General features: G+C 38.2%; 19 protein-coding genes and 1 tRNA gene. 11 read left to right on the top strand and 9 right to left on the bottom strand.

Annotation, left to right across the window (positions count from 1 at the left end; translation table 11 throughout):
• The first annotated feature begins 177 nt into the window (after window positions 1-177).
• A complete protein-coding gene (gene pckA / locus LG402_RS20085) occupies window positions 178-1,797 on the top strand; it encodes a phosphoenolpyruvate carboxykinase (ATP) (RefSeq protein ID WP_109409949.1) in 1,620 nt (539 codons plus the stop codon).
• A gap of 176 nt (window positions 1,798-1,973) precedes the next feature.
• Here the strand turns inward: pckA and LG402_RS20080 are convergent, their stop codons facing one another.
• Complete coding sequence (locus LG402_RS20080) at window positions 1,974-2,675, bottom strand: pirin family protein (protein WP_166540447.1); 702 nt, start codon at window positions 2,673-2,675, stop codon at window positions 1,974-1,976.
• Window positions 2,676-3,278: 603 nt separating this feature from the next.
• Complete coding sequence (locus LG402_RS20075; RefSeq protein ID WP_227336199.1) at window positions 3,279-4,493, bottom strand: NAD(P)/FAD-dependent oxidoreductase; 1,215 nt, start codon at window positions 4,491-4,493, stop codon at window positions 3,279-3,281.
• Window positions 4,494-4,802: 309 nt separating this feature from the next.
• Between LG402_RS20075 and pitA the strand changes: the two genes are divergently transcribed.
• The gene (pitA, locus tag LG402_RS20070; protein ID WP_109409952.1) at window positions 4,803-6,302 is read left to right on the top strand and encodes an inorganic phosphate transporter PitA; all 1,500 of its coding nucleotides are present in this window, start codon (window positions 4,803-4,805) and stop codon (window positions 6,300-6,302) included.
• Window positions 6,303-6,371: 69 nt separating this feature from the next.
• Here pitA and uspB read toward each other — a convergent pair whose 3' ends face one another.
• The gene (gene uspB / locus LG402_RS20065) at window positions 6,372-6,704 is read right to left on the bottom strand and encodes a universal stress protein UspB (RefSeq protein WP_072068946.1); all 333 of its coding nucleotides are present in this window, start codon (window positions 6,702-6,704) and stop codon (window positions 6,372-6,374) included.
• Window positions 6,705-7,109: 405 nt separating this feature from the next.
• Between uspB and uspA the strand changes: the two genes are divergently transcribed.
• On the top strand, window positions 7,110-7,544 hold the full coding sequence (gene uspA, locus LG402_RS20060) for a universal stress protein UspA (protein WP_072068945.1): 435 nt from the start codon (window positions 7,110-7,112) through the stop codon (window positions 7,542-7,544).
• A 252-nt stretch (window positions 7,545-7,796) separates the two neighbouring features.
• Window positions 7,797-9,137 carry an NADP-specific glutamate dehydrogenase gene (gene gdhA, locus LG402_RS20055; protein ID WP_166540449.1) on the top strand — a complete coding sequence of 447 codons (1,341 nt, stop codon included), beginning with the start codon at window positions 7,797-7,799 and terminating at the stop codon, window positions 9,135-9,137.
• 74 nt (window positions 9,138-9,211) lie between these two features.
• Here gdhA and rsmJ read toward each other — a convergent pair whose 3' ends face one another.
• Window positions 9,212-9,958: a 16S rRNA (guanine(1516)-N(2))-methyltransferase RsmJ gene (rsmJ, locus tag LG402_RS20050; RefSeq protein ID WP_166540450.1), complete on the bottom strand. Its 747-nt coding sequence runs from the start codon at window positions 9,956-9,958 to the stop codon at window positions 9,212-9,214.
• Window positions 9,959-9,961: 3 nt separating this feature from the next.
• Complete coding sequence (gene prlC / locus LG402_RS20045; protein ID WP_227336198.1) at window positions 9,962-12,004, bottom strand: oligopeptidase A; 2,043 nt, start codon at window positions 12,002-12,004, stop codon at window positions 9,962-9,964.
• A 241-nt stretch (window positions 12,005-12,245) separates the two neighbouring features.
• Between prlC and LG402_RS20040 the strand changes: the two genes are divergently transcribed.
• Window positions 12,246-12,340, top strand: a tRNA-Sec gene (locus tag LG402_RS20040).
• Between the two features lie 289 nt (window positions 12,341-12,629).
• Here LG402_RS20040 and LG402_RS20035 read toward each other — a convergent pair.
• Both LG402_RS20035 and yajD read right to left on the bottom strand, forming a co-directional pair.
• Entirely contained in the window at window positions 12,630-13,001 is a 372-nt protein-coding gene (locus LG402_RS20035) for a YibL family ribosome-associated protein (RefSeq protein WP_166540452.1), read from the bottom strand.
• 110 nt (window positions 13,002-13,111) lie between these two features.
• Complete coding sequence (yajD, locus tag LG402_RS20030) at window positions 13,112-13,459, bottom strand: HNH nuclease YajD (RefSeq protein ID WP_006534437.1); 348 nt, start codon at window positions 13,457-13,459, stop codon at window positions 13,112-13,114.
• Window positions 13,460-13,734: 275 nt separating this feature from the next.
• Between yajD and LG402_RS20025 the strand changes: the two genes are divergently transcribed.
• On the top strand, window positions 13,735-14,268 hold the full coding sequence (locus LG402_RS20025) for a DUF2058 domain-containing protein (RefSeq protein ID WP_166540453.1): 534 nt from the start codon (window positions 13,735-13,737) through the stop codon (window positions 14,266-14,268).
• A 99-nt stretch (window positions 14,269-14,367) separates the two neighbouring features.
• The gene (locus LG402_RS20020; protein WP_166540454.1) at window positions 14,368-14,850 is read left to right on the top strand and encodes a cold-shock protein; all 483 of its coding nucleotides are present in this window, start codon (window positions 14,368-14,370) and stop codon (window positions 14,848-14,850) included.
• Between the two features lie 10 nt (window positions 14,851-14,860).
• On the opposite strand, the gene LG402_RS20015 is transcribed toward LG402_RS20020, so the two are convergent.
• Window positions 14,861-15,577: an RluA family pseudouridine synthase gene (locus LG402_RS20015; protein ID WP_166540455.1), complete on the bottom strand. Its 717-nt coding sequence runs from the start codon at window positions 15,575-15,577 to the stop codon at window positions 14,861-14,863.
• Window positions 15,578-15,701: 124 nt separating this feature from the next.
• Between LG402_RS20015 and LG402_RS20010 the strand changes: the two genes are divergently transcribed.
• From LG402_RS20010 to LG402_RS19995, 4 genes are all read left to right on the top strand, one after another.
• Window positions 15,702-15,947, top strand: coding sequence for a DUF2543 family protein (locus LG402_RS20010; RefSeq protein ID WP_166540456.1), 246 nt, complete (start codon window positions 15,702-15,704; stop codon window positions 15,945-15,947).
• A gap of 197 nt (window positions 15,948-16,144) precedes the next feature.
• Complete coding sequence (locus LG402_RS20005) at window positions 16,145-16,885, top strand: MurR/RpiR family transcriptional regulator (RefSeq protein WP_166540457.1); 741 nt, start codon at window positions 16,145-16,147, stop codon at window positions 16,883-16,885.
• Window positions 16,886-17,213: 328 nt separating this feature from the next.
• Window positions 17,214-18,770 carry a PTS transporter subunit EIIC gene (locus tag LG402_RS20000; protein WP_109409962.1) on the top strand — a complete coding sequence of 519 codons (1,557 nt, stop codon included), beginning with the start codon at window positions 17,214-17,216 and terminating at the stop codon, window positions 18,768-18,770.
• Between the two features lie 11 nt (window positions 18,771-18,781).
• Window positions 18,782-20,152, top strand: coding sequence for an adenylosuccinate lyase family protein (locus LG402_RS19995; RefSeq protein WP_227336197.1), 1,371 nt, complete (start codon window positions 18,782-18,784; stop codon window positions 20,150-20,152).
• 79 nt (window positions 20,153-20,231) lie between these two features.
• Here LG402_RS19995 and LG402_RS19990 read toward each other — a convergent pair whose 3' ends face one another.
• The gene (locus LG402_RS19990; protein WP_166540466.1) at window positions 20,232-21,548 is read right to left on the bottom strand and encodes a sodium-dependent transporter; all 1,317 of its coding nucleotides are present in this window, start codon (window positions 21,546-21,548) and stop codon (window positions 20,232-20,234) included.
• Window positions 21,549-22,057: the final 509 nt, after the last annotated feature.

Raw genomic sequence — 22,057 nt, 5'->3', positions numbered from 1 at the left:
AAGGACGCTATTTTGCGTCCTTTTTTATTCAACAATTTTTCTGTAGTTTTGTGCATTAGCTCTCGTTCTTAACATAAAAAAATTATAAATTTTCAAAATATTGATAACAATCGCTGTTAATTACTCGTAACACCCTAATATTGCTCGTAGAAAGGTCTATTTATCAGGAGCGAAACTATGAGCGTTAAAGGTCTTACCCCTAAGGATCTCCAGCAGTACGGTATTAAGGACACAAGTGAAATCATTTATAACCCAAGCTATGAGCTGTTATTTAATGAAGAAACCCAGCCTGGATTAACAGGTTATGAACGAGGCACATTAACCTCGTTAGGCGCTATTGCCGTTGATACAGGTATATTTACTGGACGTTCTCCGAAAGATAAATACATTGTTCGTGATGATGTTACTCGTGACACGGTATGGTGGGCTGATCAGGGAAAAGGTAAAAATGATAATAAGCCACTCTCACAAGAAGTGTGGTCTGACTTAAAATCGTTGGTAACCAATCAGCTATCAGGCAAACGTTTGTTTGTTGTTGATGCATTTTGTGGTGCGAATGCGGACACACGTTTAAAAGTACGTTTTATTACGGAAGTTGCTTGGCAAGCCCATTTTGTTAAAAATATGTTTATTCGTCCTGAACAAGAAGAGCTGGAAAATTTCACACCAGACTTCATTGTGATGAACGGAGCGAAATGTACAAATCCAAATTGGAAGGAACAAGGACTTAATTCTGAGAACTTCGTTGCTTTCAATTTAACTGAACGCATTCAGTTAATCGGGGGTACTTGGTATGGTGGCGAGATGAAGAAAGGTATGTTCTCTATGATGAACTACTTCCTTCCTCTTAAAGGTATGGCTTCTATGCACTGCTCCGCAAACGTTGGCGAAAGTGGTGATGTGGCTATTTTCTTTGGCTTATCCGGTACAGGTAAAACAACCCTTTCAACAGATCCTAAGCGTAAGCTAATTGGTGATGATGAGCATGGTTGGGACGATGACGGTGTGTTTAACTTTGAAGGGGGTTGTTATGCGAAAACGATCCACTTATCAAAAGAAGCAGAGCCTGATATCTATGGTGCAATTAAACGTGATGCACTATTAGAAAACGTGGTTGTGTTATCGGATGGTTCTGTTGATTTCGACGATGGCTCAAAAACAGAAAATACCCGTGTTTCTTACCCGATTTATCATATCGATAATATTGTTAAACCTGTTTCTAAAGCGGGTCACGCTAAGAAAGTGATTTTCTTAACAGCAGATGCTTTTGGTGTGTTGCCTCCTGTTTCACGTTTAACGCCAGAACAAACGCAATATCACTTCTTATCTGGTTTTACCGCTAAGCTTGCAGGAACAGAACGTGGTGTAACAGAGCCAACACCTACATTCTCAGCTTGTTTTGGTGCGGCATTCTTATCTCTGCACCCAACACAATACGCTGAAGTATTAGTAAAACGTATGCAAGCATCTGGTGCAAAAGCCTATCTGGTTAATACCGGTTGGAACGGCACAGGTAAACGTATCTCAATTAAAGATACTCGCGCTATTATTGATGCGATCTTAAATGGTGACATTGATAAAGCACCAATGAAAACATTACCTGTGTTTGATTTGGAGATCCCAACAGCACTACCAGGCGTTAACAGTGAAATTTTAGATCCTCGTGATACTTATGCTGATAAAGCGCAATGGGATGTAAAAGCAGACGATCTCGCTGATCGTTTTGTGAAGAACTTCGATAAATATACAGATACTCCAGCAGGTCAAGCACTGACAAAAGTTGGACCAAAACGTTAATTTTTTAAAGCATTAATAAAAACACCAAATTCATAGGATATGATTTTGGTGTTTTTTTATTTGAGATATTAGAGATAAAAAAATCCCTGAAATGCGAGAATATTTCAGGGAGTAAAAAGGAAATAAAGTGAAACTATCTATTAGAGAAAAAGTGGCTTTAGAGGGTGATAACCCAACTATGCTTTTACAGGAGGCAAATCAAACAATAAAACCTCACTGTCTTCATCACCAACAAAATGGATCATATCTTCATCAGCAATAGCTACACCATCACTGGTGGTCGCAATTATGTCATTAATGGCTATTTTTCCTTTTACAACTTGCAGCCAAATATTGCGTCCCGCTTCTACTTGATATTGTGCTTCTTCGCCTTTTTTCAGGTTCCAACGCCATAAGGTCATGTCTTGGAATACTTTTAAAGAGCCATCACGGGCATCTGGCGACAAAATAAGCTGTTTACTTACAGTTGTATCAAAACGACGTTGATCGTAACGTGGTGTGATACCGACAGTATTTGGCATAATCCAAATTTGGTAGAAATGCAGCCCTTGATCACTATTTGGATTATATTCTGAATGGGTGATCCCTGTACCTGCACTCATTATCTGAAACTCACCCGCAGGAACATTTTCTTTATTACCCATACTGTCTTTGTGCTCGATATTACCTTCAAGCACATAGGTTAAAATTTCCATGTCTTTATGAGGGTGGGTACCAAAGCCTTCACCAGGTATTACGCGATCTTCATTAATCACACGTAATGCAGAAAATCCCATAAAATCACGATCGTAATAGTTTGCGAAAGAGAAGGTATGCCAGCTATCTAGCCAACCATGATTAGCGTGTCCTCTTTCATTTGCTTTGCGTAGATAAATCATTATGTGTTTCCTTCTCATCAGTTGTTGAACACAGTTTACGCAATAGCACAAAGTAGAAAAGCGGAGGAATTTAACCTGAAGATCCAAATAATTTGAATAAAGGGAAACAAAAACATCGAATAAGTTTTTGAAAAGAAAAAAGCCAGCACCCGGCTGGCTAAATAAAACACTGGAAGCAATGTGAGCAATGTCGTTCTTTCATATCACCCTGAAGGTGGTGCGTCTGAAAGTGTTATTGATGATAATAGTTCTCAGTATCATTTGTAAAGCCTTTTTTTTAAGCAATATCGAAAAAAGCAATGAAAAGCTTTTAACTTACTGATTAACGAATCGTTTTATTTTAATAATTTTTTAAAATAGTAATATAACCAAATAGTTAACAATATTTTTTATAAGGTTATTCATAGAAAAAAGAACAAGAAATGCGTTATAAAACCAGAGTAAAAGAAGGGATATGAATCATTTTGAGTGGCTATTAAGCGATAAAACAAAATCCAGCTATCATAGATTGATGATAACTGGGTTTTGTTATGTATGACTTATAAGTTTATAGAATTATAAAATCAATATTTATAACTTTAACATTGGCACGTTTATTTATTATCACTCAGCAAAAGTTGATTTCGGTATTGAAATAAGGCTCTGAGCACAGGCATACGCTGAGCTCCATGCCCATTGGAAGTTATATCCACCTAACCAACCTGTTACATCCACGACTTCACCAATGAAATAGAGCCCTTTTACTTTGGTGGCTTCCATCGTTTTAGAGGAAAGGGCACGAGTATCTACGCCACCTAGAGTGACTTCCGCAGTACGATATCCTTCCGTGCCATTAGGCTGAACTTGCCATTCTTGTAGCAACACTACAATTTGAGTAATACGTTCGTTGCTAAGTTGAGTGAGGGAAATATCAGGTAACTGTTTATTTTCTATCATTATTTCAATAAAACGCTTTGGTAATAAGCGAGATAATGTATTTTTTAATGATTGATTTGGGTGTTCTTGGCGTTTTTCTTGTAGAAGGCTTTCAAGGTCAATATTTGGAAGTAAGTTAATACTTACATACTCTCCAGATTGCCAATAACTAGAGATTTGCAGAATAGCAGGGCCTGAAAGACCTCTATGAGTAAAAAGAATATTTTCTTTAAAACTTATTCCACTTTTTGCCGTCACAATAGCAGGTACAGCCACGCCGGATAGTTGACTAAATTGCTCAAGCTGAGGTTTATGTAGTGTAAAAGGCACTAAGCCCGCGCGAGTGGGTAATACCGGAAGGCCAAATTGTTCTGCGACTTTATAGCCAAAAGGAGTAGCACCTAAACCAGGCATAGAAAGCCCACCGCTGGCAATGACAACAGAAGGGGTAACAATCGCTTTCCCATCAACAAAAACAGTGAAACCTTCCTCTGTTTTCTCGATTAACGTTACCTCGCTACGTAAGCGAACACTTACTTTCCCTTTTTGACACTCAGCAAGTAATAAATCCACAATTTGCTGTGCTGAATCATCACAAAAGAGCTGGCCTAATGTTTTCTCATGATAGGCAATGTTATGTTTTTGCACTAATTCAAGAAAATCCCATTGTGTATAGCGAGCAAGTGCTGACTTACAAAAATGAGGATTCTCTGATAAATAGGCTGAAGGCTCAATATACATATTGGTAAAATTGCAACGACCGCCTCCTGACATAAGAATTTTTCGACCTGCTTTTTTACCGTTATCTAGCACTAAAACAGATAATCCTGCTTGTCCTGCTAAAGACGCACAAAAAAGCCCCGCGGCACCTGCACCTATAATTACTGTATCGTATGATCCCACAATGATGTCTCGTTCTTGGTTTTCTCTGACTATTTAATCAATGATTTTCGCGTAAGATCAGAGTATTTTTGTAAAATTATATGGAGAAATCTGCATTTTTCACCTAAATTCGTATTAGCAAGGAAAAAAATTGTCAGAAATTTACTTTTTTTTTATTTTTATTAATTAAATGATATATAAGGAATTATCTTAAAAAGACTCTAATTTTCTTGGTTATCAAATCAAAAAAAGGTTAAATTTCGCTTCCACCGTTCGCATTTGTCGCTGATAATGCGCCGCGTTCATGTCCAACTAACTGGCTTAACGTCTATGCTACATTTGTTTACTGACCTAGAATTTCATACAGGTTTAATGTTGGTTTTAGCACTGCTTTTTGTGCTATTTTATGAAGCTATTAACGGCTTCCATGATACCGCAAATGCGGTAGCAACTGTTATCTATACTCGTGCTATGCGTGCGCAATTTGCGGTCGTGATGGCGGGTGTATTTAACTTCCTTGGAGTTTTGCTCGGTGGTTTGAGTGTAGCTTATGCTATCGTTCACTTGTTACCGACAGATCTTCTGCTGAATGTGAGCTCAGGTCATGGCCTTGCTATGGTCTTCTCGTTGCTGTTAGCCGCTATTATCTGGAACTTAGGTACATGGTATTTCGGCATCCCAGCATCAAGTTCACATACGCTGATAGGTGCTATCATTGGTATTGGTTTAACAAATGCTATCGTGACAGATTCGTCTATCGTTGATGCGTTAAACATTCCAAAAATGATCAGTATCTTCCTATCTCTCATTCTTTCTCCGATTATCGGCTTGGTTATTGCAGGCGCGATGATTTTCTTACTACGCCGTTACTGGAGTGGTACGAAAAAACGTCGTCGTATTCACCTGACACCAGCTGAACGTGAAAAACAAGATGGTAAGCGTAAGCCACCATTTTGGACTCGTACTGCACTGATTTTATCTGCGGTTGGGGTTAGTTTTTCTCATGGTGCAAATGATGGGCAGAAAGGTATCGGTCTTATCATGTTGGTATTAATTGGCGTGGCGCCTGCGGGCTTTGTCGTCAATATGAGTGCTAGCGGATACGATATCACCAAAACACATGATGCCGTTGTGCACTTACAGCAGTATTATGAGAAGCATCAGCCAGCATTACAGCATGCTATCGAAAATACACCAGCAGTGTCAGCACAAACTGATCCTAGTGATACTGATTTCCATTGTAACAGCGCGAGAACGCCAATTGTTCTGAATCAAACAGAACAAATGCTGGCAAATATTAGTTCTTATGATGAACTAACAGCAGACCAGCGTGCTCAAATGCGTCGATTACTAATGTGTATCGCTGATACCGCAACAGAAGTGGCTAAATTACCTGAAACTAGCGCCCAAGATGCACGGTTCTTAAAAACATTGAGTCGTGACCTGCTAAACACTGTGGAATATGCACCGATTTGGATCATTGTTGCAGTGGCATTAGCGCTCTCTATTGGGACAATGGTAGGTTGGAAACGTGTTGCAGTAACGATTGGTGAGAAAATTGGTAAAAAAGGTATGACTTATGCTCAAGGGGTTTCTGCTCAGGTAACAGCAGCAGTGTCCATTGGTGTTGCAAGTTATACGGGTATGCCTGTATCAACAACACAAGTTTTATCATCTGCAGTTGCAGGTACAATGATTGTTGATGGTGGAGGGGTTCAAACGAAGACGGTGAAAAATATTGCACTGGCTTGGATCTTAACATTACCAGTTAGCATTGGTTTATCAGGTTTACTTTATTGGATATCACTGACATTCATTGTGAATGGCTGATAAGCAATAAACTACCCAAGTTTGTTTATAAACGGTGACTAAAAGTCACCGTTTTTTTGTTTTTGTCACCTACCAAATAAGCATCGCAATTAAGCTTGCTACAGCCAAAATACAAAAACGGCTAACAAGATAAAATTGCCGATAAATTCGCTCACAACGCATAATCACTTCAGGATTATGATGGTTGGTATATTGGCGTTGGTTGATGTAGCGGATAAGTCGCAATTGTTTTGAAAATTGCCCATGCATAGTAAAAAATCCATTACCATCTACTGATTGATAGAGTAACGGATCAGATTGGCGCAGTATTGTGAGTAATACCCGAATAGATGAAAAATAACGCATCATATTAATCAGGCAAAGAATACAGAGCGCCCAAAAGATAACAATGACATTAAACATAATCCCCTCCCTAGAATAATAGATTCAGAGATGAGAAAACCTTTACCCATAGAGGTTATTTTTTCTCTTATTTAAGTTTAGGTGAAATTAAGCAATAAACAAAAGTGACGTGTTCAAGTTGTTTCCTTTTTCAAAAAAATGGATAAAAAATAACTCTAAAAGGGTGTTTTTGTTGTTTTTTATACTCAATTCTCATTATTATGATGATATTGTCGGTGAATGACATCGTGATAATCTAAAATGGTGTATATTGTTATTTATCGATAGATGCTTTCTTGATGAATTTGACATAAGTTGTGATCAAGGCGACATCTAACTTTCATCTTAAAACGTTATATTTAATACATAGGATTTAGGCTTAACCGCCTTTCCAACCGATTAATCAGCTTATGGAAGGAGTTCACGATGGCTTATAAGCATATTCTAGTGGCAGTTGATTTATCCCCTGAGAGTAACGTCTTAGTACAGAAAGCTGTATCTATGGCAAAACCCTATAATGCCAAAGTTTCCTTAATTCACGTTGATGTTAACTATTCTGATCTTTATACCGGTCTAATTGATGTCAACCTCGGTGATATGCAACAACGTATTACTGATGAAACCCGTAACGCGTTAAAAGACCTCTCAGATAAATCAGGTTATGAAATTCAGGAAACCTTGAGTGGTAGCGGTGATTTAGGCCAAGTTCTGGTTGATGCGATTAAAAAATACGATATGGATTTAGTTGTTTGCGGTCATCACCAAGACTTCTGGAGCAAATTGATGTCATCAGCACGTCAATTAATTAATACTGTGCATGTTGATATGTTAATTGTTCCTCTGAAAGATGATGAAGAATAATCGCTTGCTTGTTTAAGCAAAAAAAATGCCTGCTTATGCAGGTATTTTTTTACCTAAAATTCCTATTTTTCCTGCTGTTAAGTAGAGTCAACCTTTTTTTTTTGTCTAATTATGAAAAAAATGTCTTGAAGTGTGAATGTATTTTAATGATATATTCAAGAAGCAAAACAACATCAACCTCACAAAACCCAAAAATATTCCGAATAAATGAGGTTATGCCAACATCACATTACACAAAAAAGGAATAGCGGAATGAATATATCTGGCTCATTGTCTTCGTTTTTAGAAGGGGTAGAAAAATATAACGCTCATCAACCTGAGTATCATCAGGCGGTTCGTGAAGTTTTTACCACTTTGTGGCCTTTTTTAGAAAAAAATCCACAATATCGTGAACAATCATTACTTGAGCGCTTAGTTGAGCCTGAACGTATTATTCAGTTTCGCGTTTGTTGGTTAGATGATAAAGGGCAAGTGCAAGTTAACCGTGCATGGCGTATCCAATTTAACTCAGCTATCGGGCCTTACAAAGGTGGTATGCGTTTTCATCCTTCTGTGAATCTCTCTATCCTAAAATTCTTAGGTTTTGAGCAAACATTTAAAAATGCCTTAACGACATTACCAATGGGTGGCGCGAAAGGTGGCTCTGACTTTAATCCTAAAGGTAAAAGTCATGGGGAAGTCATGCGTTTTTGTCAGGCTTTAATGACTGAACTTTATCGTCATTTAGGGGCTAACACAGATGTTCCAGCAGGAGATATTGGTGTAGGTGCGCGAGAAGTTGGCTTTATGGCAGGCATGATGAAAAAACTGTCTAATAGCAATGAATGTGTATTTACAGGAAAAGGTCTTTCATTCGGGGGCAGTTTAATCCGCCCAGAAGCCACTGGATATGGTTTAGTTTACTTTACTAATGCGATGCTTAAACGTCATGGTATGTCTCTTGAGGGGATGCGTGTGGCGGTTTCTGGAGCAGGTAATGTTGCACAGTTTACTATCGAAAAATGTTTAGAATTAGGCGCTAAAGTCATAACTGCATCGGATTCAGGTGGTACTGTGGTTGATGAAGCCGGATTTACTACTGAAAAACTCACACGCCTAACTGAAATTAAAAATAATTACGGTCGTGTTGAAGAGTATGCCAAAGAGTTTGGTTTAACCTATCTTGAAGGGCAACAACCTTGGGCTATTCCTGTTGATATTGCTCTACCTTGTGCAACACAAAATGAATTAGATCTAGAGGCTGCAAAAGTCTTGATCAAAAATGGTGTTAAAGCCGTTGCTGAAGGTGCGAATATGCCCACAACGATTGCAGCAACAGATGCTTTTATCGAAGCAGGTGTCCTTTTTGCACCAGGTAAAGCAGCTAATGCGGGCGGTGTTGCAACCTCTGGTTTAGAGATGGCGCAGAATGCAGCACGTTTAAGCTGGAAAGCAGAGAAAGTGGATGCTCGTTTACATCACATCATGTTAGATATTCACCATGCTTGTGTGAATTACGGTGGTGAAGGTAAGCAGACTAATTATATTCAAGGTGCGAACATTGCGGGCTTTGTCAAAGTTGCGGATGCAATGCTGGCTCAAGGCGTGCTGTAAATCTTACTGATTCTGAACGGGTGTTTAACACCCGTCAGATTTCAAATCAATTTTTTACCCTTATATGTCAGTGTTTACACACAAGGGTAAATATCAAAACGGTGATTTTTTGTTGTTACATTGGCGTGTGCAGGCTGATTATTTAATGGCTCAGCATAATCAGGACGTTTTACGACAACACGTTTTTTTGCCAAAGTGATTGCCGGTTCTAGTAGCGCATCTGCATCTTCATCTGCACCGACTAAAGATTGGAACACTCGCATCTCTTTTTTGACTAATGCACTTTTTGTTTTATGTGGGTACATCGGATCAAGATAGACAACATCAGGAGGAGGCGTGATCTCAGTGAGTGCTTGGGCAGAAGAGGCATGAATTAACGTCATTCTTTCTTGCATCCATTCACCAATGTCAGCATCAAGATAAGCACGTTTTAACCCATCTTCAAGTAATGCTGCAACTACGGGGTGACGCTCTACCATTCTGACTTTGCAACCAATAGATGCTAAGACAAATGCATCACGGCCAAGTCCTGCTGTTGCATCAACAACATCAGGCAGATAGTCTTTTTTGATCCCAACTGCTTTTGCCACCGCTTCACCTCGACCACCGCCAAATTTACGACGATGTGCCATGGTGCCTTCTACGAAATCCACATAGATGCCACCTAATTTAGGTTCATCTTGTTTGCGTAATTCAAGGTGAGTCGGCGTTAACACTAAAGCCATTGTTTGCGTTTCGTCGTGAACTAATCCCCAACGTTGCGCTAAATCTGATAAGGCGCTGTTATCAGCGCCTTCTTCACAAAGTAAACAGATATTCACATATCATCCTTTAATGCCGTAGCCTTTAAGCATAGCATCAAGTTTTGGCTCACGACCACGGAAGCGTTTAAACAGTTCCATTGGCTCTTCAGAACCGCCACGAGTTAAAATATTATCTAGGAATGATTGGCCTGTTTCGCGGTTAAAAATTCCTTCTTCGGAGAAACGAGAGAAGGCATCAGCTGCAAGCACATCAGCCCATAAATAGCTGTAATAACCTGCGGCATAACCACCTGCAAATATATGGCTAAAGGCATGAGGGAAACGAGCCCAAGGTGTTGAAGGAACAACAGATACTTGATCTTTCACACTGGTTAAGGTTTCCATTACACGAGCCCCTTTTGTGGGGTCATATTCTGCATGTAAACGGAAGTCAAATAGACCAAATTCTAGTTGGCGTAACACAAACATTGCGGACTGATAATTTTTTGCTTTAAGCATATTATCAAGCATTGCCTGTGGTAATGGTTCGCCAGTTTCATAATGGCCAGAAATAAAGGCTAATGCTTCAGGCTCCCAACACCAGTTTTCCATAAATTGGCTTGGTAATTCAACAGCATCCCATGGTACACCGTTAATGCCTGCAACATCGGCAGTATCAATTTGCGTTAACATATGATGTAAGCCATGGCCAAACTCATGGAAAAGTGTGGTGACTTCGTTATGAGTAAACAGTGCTGGTTTATCACCTATAGGCTTATTGAAGTTACAGGTGAGATAAGCAACAGGGTTTTGTAGCTTGCCATCGGCATGACGCATTCTTCCCATGCAGTCATCCATCCAAGCACCACCACGTTTGTGTTCACGCGCATACAAATCAAGATAGAAGCTACCACGCAAGGTGTTACTGTCATCGTAAAGCTCAAAGAAACGAACATCATCATGCCAAGTGTCTATGTCGTTACGTTCTTTAGCTGTTAAACCATAGATACGATGAACAACTTCAAATAAGCCACTTAAAGCACGTTGTTCAGGGAAGTAAGGACGCAGTTGCTCATCATCGATTGAGAACAGATGTTGTTTCTGTTTTTCGCTATAGTAAGCCAAATCCCATGATTCTAATTTATCAACGCCATAGTGCTCTTTTGCAAATTGTGTGAGTTCAGCTAACTCTTCTTTACCTTGTGGGTGAGCGTGTTGTGCTAAGTCAGTTAAAAAACTAAGGACTTGTTCTGGAAACTCTGCCATTTTAGTGGCGAGTGACTTTTCAGCATAATTTTTGAAACCAAGGAGTTGAGCGAGTTCGTGGCGTAATGCAAGGATTTCAGCGATAATTTCGCTATTATCCCACTGACCTGCATTTGGGCCTTGATCGGAGGCTCGCGTACTATAAGCGATACTCATCTCTTTTCTTAGTTCACGATTATCAGCATATGTCATGACAGGCAGATAGCTTGGCATATCAAGCGTTAATAGGTAGCCTTCTTGCTCTTTGGCTTGTGCAATAGCTTTTGCAGCATCAATAGCACTTTGAGGCATACCGGATAAATCTTCTACATCAGTAATTAGTTTAGACCAACCCATTGTTGCATCTAATACATTATTTCCATATTTAGCGCCTAACTCAGACATACGCGCGCTGATTTCACCAAAACGCTGCTGTTTCTCTTTGGGTAAACCGATACCTGACAATTCAAAGTCACGTAATGCGTTTTCAATTGCTTTTTTTTGTGGTTGAGTTAATGCATTAAAATCAGCACTTTCTTTAATTGATTTATAAGCTTGATATAAGCCTTCATGTTGCCCCATCCACGTACTGAACTCAGACAGCAATGGTAAACTTTGTTCATACGCTTCACGTAGTTCAGTGCTATTTTTGACAGAATTCAAATGACTGACTGGAGACCAAACACGAGAAAGTTTATCGCCTGCTTCTGCTAATGGCTGACAAAGGTTATCCCAGTTAAATTGGGTATTTTCAGCCAGTAATCTTTCAACTGTTTCACGGTAAGTTGTTAATACTTCTTTTAATGCAGGAACAACATGTTCTGGTTTGATCTGGGAAAATGCAGGTAATCCCGTTGTGCTAAGTAATGGATTTGACATAAAAAACATCCTGTATTTTGGTTTGCAGTGATGTAAAACACACCACTGAGTTTATTCGTTATAGATAGTAAGATGAGGATGAAACTGTATAAGTTCAATAGTATCGCGGTAATTATCCGAAGTTTTACTCAAAAACGGGATTATTTTATTTGAAAGGAGTTTTATTGATTTGATGCACTTGGGATTAAAAATAATTCAGCGTATAATCATCTCGTTATTTCCTTTTGACCCATTCAAAAATGGAAGATCATCGTCCCCGGTGGGGCGGCTGGACTTCAAATCCAGATGGGGCCGCCAGCGGTCCTTGGCAGGTTCGACTCCTGTGATCTTCCGCCATCTTTGGTTTCATCACTTTCCAATAAATTATCTAATTAATGTTTTCTTTGAAGGAAAACTTGTACAAAACTCAACTTGTAAACCTTTCTTACAAGTTCGAAAAGAAGGCAACCGGCAGGTTAATCGTAATACTCTACATTACAACTTTTCAATGATTGCGAGGTATTACAATATACAGGGGGTAGTAAGAAAACTGCGGATAACTGACGGTTCATAACAACGAAAAGTATATTAAGAACCTTTCAGTATTAGTCGATCATTACAGGTTTTAGTTGGATTAATTATCTAACTAGAAATCAGTCTTAGAAAAACCGGTCATTCCCTCTAGCTCCATTTCACGGCCTAATGCCGTCATTGGATGGACAATAACCAAGCCTCGCACGGCTTTCTTTAGCTTACCAATATCAGCCTGTTCTTTCTTAGTGATGAGGCGTTTGAATGGCATATCCTCTAATTTCTGCGCTTCTTTACTTAGTTTATTGTTACGTACTGCTTTCAGATGAGCAATTTCAGCTTCCAGTTCTACTTTTTCTTTCTCAAACTCTGCGTATTTCTCCGCTTTTTCTACTTCATCTGACGGAGAGATATTTGCCATCTTGTGACGAATAAGGTCTAAACGGTCGCTAAGGAGTTTAATTTTTGCTTTTTCGATTTCTTTCATTATTAATTAACCATGAACAAATTTCTTGTTGGTAAGTATACACCATTGTGCATAGGAGCGTGAAAATAGGATAGATTGTCTGCTTTGCACTAAAGCAGACATTGCATTCACTATTTCTTCTTATTGAGCATCGACTTTAAATCAGCAAAAGGATTATAGGTTGCTGCACCGACATCGTCTTGCGCATCTTCACCAGCGACAACCGTTGTGCCGTATTGGTCTGCTTCTGTGTATTTAGAGTGTTCGTGATCATGGCAAAACAGACACAATAACTCCCAGTTACTACCGTCTTCTGGGTTATTGGTATGGTCGTGATCAATATGATGAACGGTTAGTTCACGTAAATTTGAATAAACAAACTCACGAGCACAACGTCCACATACCCACGGGTAGATTTTCAGTGCTTTTTCACGGTAGCCACTTTCCAACCGTGCATAGTTTTTTGGGATCAGAGCCATTGTTAGTATTACCTGTTATAAGAGAAAGTTTGATAATAGTTTTTCCAATATACTCTGAATGCAAGGATAGGTTCAAATGTTGCTAAAACTACTCATCATGTGATTGCGAATACTTAAATATTTTATATTTATTTTCAAATCGAAAATTAGATATAAATATTTTCTCAAGTAGCAGAATTTTTAAATCAGTTTTCTTCAACATCTTTCCAATCTAATGCACTCTTAGAAATTACAGGTATAATTTCAAAAATTATTTAGCAGATTTAGGCATAAAAATGGCAAAACTTACCTTACAAGAGCAAATGTTAAAAGCAGGGCTTGTGACCAGTAAAAAAATGGCAAAAGTCCAAAGAACGGCAAAAAAATCACGTGTTCAAGCGCGAGAAGCGAGAGAAGCCGTAGAAGAAAATAAAAAAGCTCAACTTGAGCGCGATAAACTGCTTAGTGAACAACAAAAACAAGCGACTTTATCTAAAGAATATAAAGCGCAAGTTAAGCAACTTATTGAGATGAATAGAATTATGCCAGCAAAAGGCGATATTGATTTTAATTTCACTGACAATAATGTGATTAAAAAAATTGTGGTGGATAAACTGACGCAATCTCAATTAATTAGTGGGCGTCTTGCTATTGCTCGTCTGGATAATGCAGATAAAACGGAATACGCGATTATTCCAGCCAGTGTTGCGGATAAAATCACACAAAGAGACGTGGACTGTATCTTGTTGAATAATGCACTGAGCGAGACAGAACAAGATGAAGACGATCCTTATGCTGATTTTAAAATTCCAGATGATTTGATGTGGTAATGCAAAGTAGCTTATTAGCTCAAAGGCATAGTCTGTATAAGCATTGTGCTTTATACTGTATCTGGAAATTTTTGTAGATAAACGATTAAGTAGGCGATAATGGCAATGAACGGAATAATCACAAAGTGGTTTGAAGATAAAGGTTTTGGATTTATTAAAGATGAAAACGGGGATAACCGTTATTTTCATGTGATTAAAGTTGCCAACCCTGCTTTGATAAAGACAGATGCAAATGTCACGTTTGAGCCGACCACCAATACCAAAGGTCTGTCTGCGTATGCGGTTAAAGTGATCCCAGATAGCAAATATGTTTATATTGCAGGTGAGCGAGTTAAACTGACATCTATTAAATCATTTCGAATTTATAGTGAAGATGTGCCTGCAGACACGCATATTAACAAAGAAAATACCGTACTTTCTGTTGGTACGTTAATGAATAGTATCAGACCAAAATCAGCGGATGGTGCTAATAATATGCGCCCGTTGAGAAAGCTTGCGATCACCACAATGCACGGAACTGAAATAATTTTCACTGAAGATGAACTTGATATCGATGAAACAGTAAAAGCACTTAAACTGTAAATATCGACATTTAAAACGGGCTCTTGCAGTGTGCTTTTATTGGCACTTGGCTAATAGGGTGAACAAAATGAAGTTCACTCGCATGAAGCATAAGTCGCGGAGTCCCTTCAGTTCTTACCATTCCTTCAATTAAGCCTCCCTCGTACCCACCATATAAATCACAACCTAAAATAGGATGCCCTATAAACTGGCTGTGAATACGAAGTTGATGCGTTCTTCCTGTTTCAGGCGTAAATTGTATCCGTGTTAAAGGTAACAACGTTCCATCTTCTAACGTATGATAAAAACGCTCAATAACGTGATAACCAGAGCGAGCCGGTTTACCATTAATAGGGCAAATCGACATGCGTGGAAACAGAGCGGGATCTTTTGCAATCGGTGCATCAATCACTCCTTCATTCTCTTTCAAATGACCACATAGTAGTGCGTTGTATACCTTGGTGACACTGCGCTGGCTAAATTGCTGACACAAAAGGGCATTGATTGCTTTATTACGCGCAATAACCATCAATCCAGATGTCCCAAAATCAAGTCGATGAACGAGAGTACATCCCGGAAATAGCTTCACTAATCGATAATGTACCGAGTCTATATTTTGTGGATTTTTTCCTGATAAACTCAATAGCCCTGTGGGTTTATTGATAAGGACTAAATGTTCGTCTTGATAGAGGATCTCGATTTCATCATGGCAAGGTGGGGCAATAAAAGTATCGATAATCGTAGACATCAGCTTATCCGCAAAAAAGAAGAAAGTGGATGATAGCGAATTTTAGGTTAACTGGCGAATGTAGAGATATACTCTTAGTCATTCGAATACGACGAGTATTAACGTTAATCCTTGGGGAGAATTTATGAACAATGAAATCCACTTTAAATATTATGACATGGTAGAAGAGTATTCACTGGAATCAACCGATCCTGTTGCTGAGACCGAAGAAGATGCGCTTGCTCTTTACTTCCAGTTATTACTCACTAAATTAATGAATAATGAAGAAATTAGCGAATCGGCACAGCAAGAGATGGCAAAAGAAGCGGGTATTGATAAAAAACGCATTGATGATATCGCCATGTTTCTTAATCGCTGGGGTAACGAATAACACCTATTGGGCTCATTAAAAGATGGGCTCAATATTATGCTAATTCACAAAATATCACTCTGATCCTACATAACTGTATGATTTAACGTATACTCGTTATCTATTTTATTGCACATAAGCGCGCGAAAAGAACGGGCGTGCTTTTGGGATGTTCGCTCCTTTATCGGGGGTTTTATATTCAATTGGTTGGGTGAGATATGCTGGATTTCCTAAAGAATTATGACAATTTAACCATCAGCGAAAAAAAAGTATTAAAATATCTCACCGATAATATTGCAGATATACCCTATTTAAATATTAATGATTTAGTTGCCAAAACGTTTGTGTCAAAAACGGTGATCATTAATTTATCGCAAAAGTTAGGATTTAGTGGATTTAAAGAGCTTAAATTCCAAATTAATAATTATATTTTGACTCAAAATAAAGTTGAGAAAACGAGCACAGCATCTTATAAAAAGCAATTAGAAAAAAATATTAATAAAACATTTACCTTAATTAATGAAGAACAAATTCGAGAATGTGCGAAAACCTTACGTCATTCTAGGAATATTTTTATTGTGGCAAGGGGTACGAGTAAAGCAGTCGGTTATTACCTTGAACACCTTTTGTTTGCTTTAGGACTACATTGCTTTTTTATTAATGATTACAACTTATCTGACTCGTTTACTCGTCTTGTTAATGAAGATGACACAGTTATCTTTATTTCCCTTTCTGGTGGCACAAAAAAAATTATAGAAACAGCAAAAATTGTACAGTTAAAAGAAGCTAACATTATTAGCATGACAGCATTTAACACCAATGAATTAACCAGTTATGCAAGCCATGCCCTGTTTTGTTTTGCCGATAATCACGATACAAAAAAAGATGACACTAAATCACGCATTGGCTTTTTTATGCTGGTGGATTTACTGATAAATGAGCTAGAAATACTACTTTAAGTTCTAATAAACTGATAACCCTATTAATTAAATATTCTTTCTATTCTTAATGTTTAAAAATCATTAATCTATCTGATTAAAATAATCATAAGCTATTATTTAAATAACCTTCTTTTTCAATATTAATATTAAATTATAGGATCAATCTTCATTACTAAAATAAAAAATTGTTTATTATTATTAATTGAAGTATTCATTAAAAAGACCTAGGTCATAAAAAATGACTTGAGATAATATTTAAAACCGCCACGTCATTCATTTCCTATAATCCCTAAGCTAGAGTACCTCGGTAATTCTTTTATATTCGAGAAGTCATAAGGAAAAAAATATGGCCAGGAAAAAGTTCAGCGAATCTATTCAGCGCTTTGGTAGAACCCTACTTCTACCAATCGGTGTATTAGCACCTATCGGTATGATCTTGGGGATCAGTGGTGCTTTAGTTCAGTCTTATATGATTGCACGCTTTCCTTTCTTAGGAAATGAAACAGTCAATGCTTTATTAGTCAGTATCCGTTCTATTGCAGGTGTGGTGTTTGACAATATTCCACTTCTATTTGCAATGGGGGTGGCGTATGGAATGAGCCATAAAGATAAGGGGATCGCGGTCTTTGCCTCTGTGGTGGGCTATTTAACTTTGATAAGTACAATCAATATCTGGTTGGTATTGACTGGAAAACTGGCTGATCCTGCCATTATGACGCAGGTTGGGCAAATTAAGGTTCTGGGTATACAAACCATGAATATCAGTGCCGCAGGGGGGATTATCACAGGATTAATCGCTGCATGGGCTACCGATAAATTCTATAACCTTGAATTGCCAACGGCATTTGCCTTCTTCTCAGGAAAAAAATCTGTCGCCATTATTATGGTCGGATTAATGATTGGCGTAGGTGCATTGCTGCCATTTATTTGGGAAGTATTAGTCATGGGCTTAACTAAGCTCTCAGCTGTCTTCTTAAGTCCTGTTGGACCTTTCTTTACCGCAGGTGGTGAGCGTCTATTTATTCCATTTGGTTTACACCACGTCTGGAACGTTCTGTTTAGATTTACTGAAGCCGGTGGTTCTTATGTGATTGATGGGCAAACCTATGTGGGCGTTGTTCCAGCAATGACAGAAGTATTATTTAACCAAGGGCCAAGTAGTGAATATTGGGCAATGATGCCAAGTCTGACGCGTTTTATGGCTCAGCAACAAATGTTGGTTACGTTGTTCTTATTCCCTGCGATTGCATTAGCAATTTATAAAACCTCGAAAAAAGAGAACCGTGCTGAAGTTAAATCGATGCTGGTGACGATGGTCTTAACTGCAATGTTAGGTAACGTGACTGAACCTCTTGAATTCACCTTCGTCTTTATCGCACCACTACTCTATTTAATTTACGCGATTATCGTGGGTATTGGCGCGGTTCTGCTCTCTTTTGCTGGTGTTGCAATTGGTTATATCCGAGGCACCGTCTTTGACTTTACTATCTTTGGTTTACTGTACGAACACACTAACTGGATCTTCTTAGTGCTGATTGGGAGTGTGCTTGCGGTTGTGACCTACTTCATTTTCTACTGGGCTATCGTCAAATTTGATATCAAAACACCGGGTAGAGAAGAATCAAGCAATATGAAAAATACGTTAATCAAAGAAAAACGTTATGGCGAAATTGCAGAGATTTTAATCCAAGCGTTAGGTGGTAAACAAAATATTCGTAATGTTGATAACTGTATTACACGACTGCGTATCGACATTAATGAAGTTAATCAAATAGATAAAGAATTAATGTTGGAGTCTGGATGTACAGCATTCTTCTTTCCAGCAGCAAACCATGTCCATGTCGTTTATGGCCCTAAAGTCGAATTTGTTCGCAATGCTGTTGATGAAGCAATGAAGAAATAAAAGGATACATGATGAGAGCGTTATACGATTCTAAAAGTAAAACAATTGACGATCGCGGTATTAAAAATCTGCTGTCCAATGAAGCTAAATACTCAACTTGGTTGATGTTTGAAGCAATGTTAGCGCAAGCACAAGCTGAATACGGTTTTATTCCACAGTCTGCCGCAGATGAAATTAAAGAAAAGGCGATTATAGAGAATATCGATTTTGAAGAGATGAACCGTATTTATCAAAAAATCGGTCATGGCTTTGTACCTTTCTTAAAAGTACTGGTGAATGCATGCTCTGAAGAGAGCGGTAAATATGTGCATTACGGTATTACTACACAAAACATACAGCAAAGTTCACAGCTGTATATGATGAAAACAGTACACGATAAGTTCATGTTATTGTTGAGCGAAATTATTGAAAATTTATCAAATCTCGCTGAAAAAACAAAACACATGGTAATGGCGGGGAGAACGCACGGTCGCCATGCTATTCCTATCACTTATGGGTATAAAGTATCAGTGTGGATCAGCGATTTTATTGATTGCTACCAGCGCATGAAAGAGAGTGAGAAACGTGTATTCACCATTATGATGGGTGGCGCAGTAGGTGCTTTTAACTCAATGCCAGAAGTGGGGATGAAAGTACAAAAACGCGTTGCTGAATTAGTGGGTATGCAAGCAATGGAAGTACCATCACGTAATCTAAGTACGCATAAATTAGAGTACATGATGAACTTGGCACTGATGGCAAATATTTGCCATAAAATTGGTGAAGAAGTTTATAGCACTACATTAGAAGAAATTGCTGAGGTTTCTGAAGGATTTACAAAAGGTACTGTGGGTAGTAGCACGATGCCTCATAAAATTAATCCAAAATTAGCGAAAGGTATTATTGCTAACTCACAGAAACTGTACTCGTTACCTAATATAGGGATGTACTCTGCGGTAAGACCTTATGAAGGTGATAGCAGTTCTTATATGTTATTCGATGGCTTAATTGAAGAAGCATTAGAATTAACAACAGAAATTTTATTAAGAACAGAAGAGCTTTCAAGAACCATCGTTCCTCATGAAGAGAGAATGCTACATAACGTGATGAGAAATAAGGGTTTAGATAATACCGAATACGTTATGATGAAAATGGCAGAAAAATTAGGTAAAGATAAAGCGCATTCACTGTTATATGAAGAAGCCATTAAAACGGCGGCAGATGGTGAAGATTTTTATACTAACCTAATGAAGAATGAAACTATTACAGCCGCTTTTAATGCAGATGAAATTAAGGCAATGCTTGATCCTCGCTCTTATATCGGTCTATCCGTTGAACTTGCTGAGAAAGAAGCGAAACGTGGATTAGCGATTTCTAAAGAAATTAAACAAAGCTATAAATAAAGTCATCAAGTATCCATAAATAAATCATTATCAGTTAAGTCGAGAGCCACTCATTTGAGTGGCTCTTTTTCGTTGATAATTAGCCAATCAATCCATGAATTAAAATAATTCCGATACAAATTGGACCAATATAACGCCAAACCAATAATAAGCATTGGCGTTTTACTCCTGAGATATTTTCAGGGATCAAGGCATTTGCTCTACGTGACCAACCAAAGATTAAACACATTGCGATACCGAACAGTGGCATCAAAATATTAGAAGTCAGGTAATCCAACAAATCAAAGACCGTTTTACCTGCGAATGTCACATCACTCATAGGGCCGAAAGATAATGAAACAGGAATACCCATCAGCATAATAGAGGCTGTAACCACTAACCCTGCACGACGACGAGTCCATTGAAAACGCATCTGTACATAAGCCACGATATGTTCAAGTAATGAAATTGCAGAGGTTAACGCCGCCATTAATAACAAGACAAAGAAAGTCACTGCTAAAATATTACCGCCGGGTAAGTTGGCAAAATAGACTGGCATAGTCATAAAGGTTAAACCAGGGCCAGCATTAGGCTCTAAGCCTGCGGCAGATAATGCAGGGAAAATCATTAATCCGGCAAGCACACACACCATACAAGATAAAATAACCACCCACATACTGGAGTTAGCAATACCTTTATTATCTGCTAAATAAGCACTGTAAGTGATATGAATGCCTAAACCGATAGACAGTGAGAAGAAGGCTAATCCTAATGCATCTAATACGCCTTGAGGGGTTAACTTACTAAAATCAGGGTATAAAAATAATTTTAAACCTTCAGAAGAACCGGGTAAGCTGATACCAACAATAATCAATAAAATCATAATGATAAATAACATTGGCATCATGATTTTGACGGCTTTTTCTAATCCACGTTGTACACCCGCTAAAACTACAAAACAGGTTAATCCAGCAAAGGCAAGGTGAGCCAAAATAGGCCATAAAGGATCACTAATAAAGCGGGTAAAAATACCAGTTAATTCAGCGCTATCTGTAATATTCAACTGGCCTGTTGCTGCCATAACGGTATAGCCAATTGTCCAACCACCTACAACACTATAAAAGCTATAAATACACCAAGAGCTGAATACACCAATAACGCCAATGATGACCCAATTGCGTCCCATCATTTTTTTAAAGGCATTAACGGCTTCTGCGTGTGTGCTACTGCCTAAGATATTCTCAGCCAGTAATACAGCAAGCCCAATAATGAAACTAAATAACAAAAAGACAATTAAAAATGCACCGCCACCATTATTGGCTGCGACATAAGAAAACTTCCAGATTGCGCCAATACCGATTGCCGATCCTGCGGCTGCTAAGATATGGCCGACTCTTGATGTCCATTGTTGACTCATTTTGCCCCCTGCTTCATTTGGTCTGTTATGGAAGGCATTGCCATACAATTGTTTATTGAGAAGACGTTGTCACTCATCATCCTTATGGTAAAACTCAACATCATAGAAACTCCCCTAAAAATAATTTCACCAGTAGGGGGCACAACAAAAAAGCCACCTGACTGGTGGCTTTTGCAAAAAAATGAACGCGCTTGGCCACCTAACGAAGGAGTAGTAGGTTTAGGCCTAGGAGTCGGTTATTGGTGTTCATATTCATCTTTTTGCTCTTTATTGAAATGGATATAATCGCAATGCAATATGAAATATTGTTTTTCAAAATGCGTATTTATTATTTATATCATAAATTCAAACTAAAGAAATAAATTTTATTAGAATCCAGTATTAATTTTTATTTCAAAGTGTTTCTCTGATGCTAATAACTGAATTCTGTAATGAATTATGATATTTAACTCTATTTGTGTAAGGTGAGCATCGGCAAAAATGTCGAAACAGTAATTAAATATTAATTT

It is taken from the genome of Proteus sp. NMG38-2, assembly GCF_020640995.1.
Lineage (GTDB): Bacteria > Pseudomonadota > Gammaproteobacteria > Enterobacterales > Enterobacteriaceae > Proteus.
This window is presented reverse-complemented; position numbering and strand designations above follow the sequence as displayed.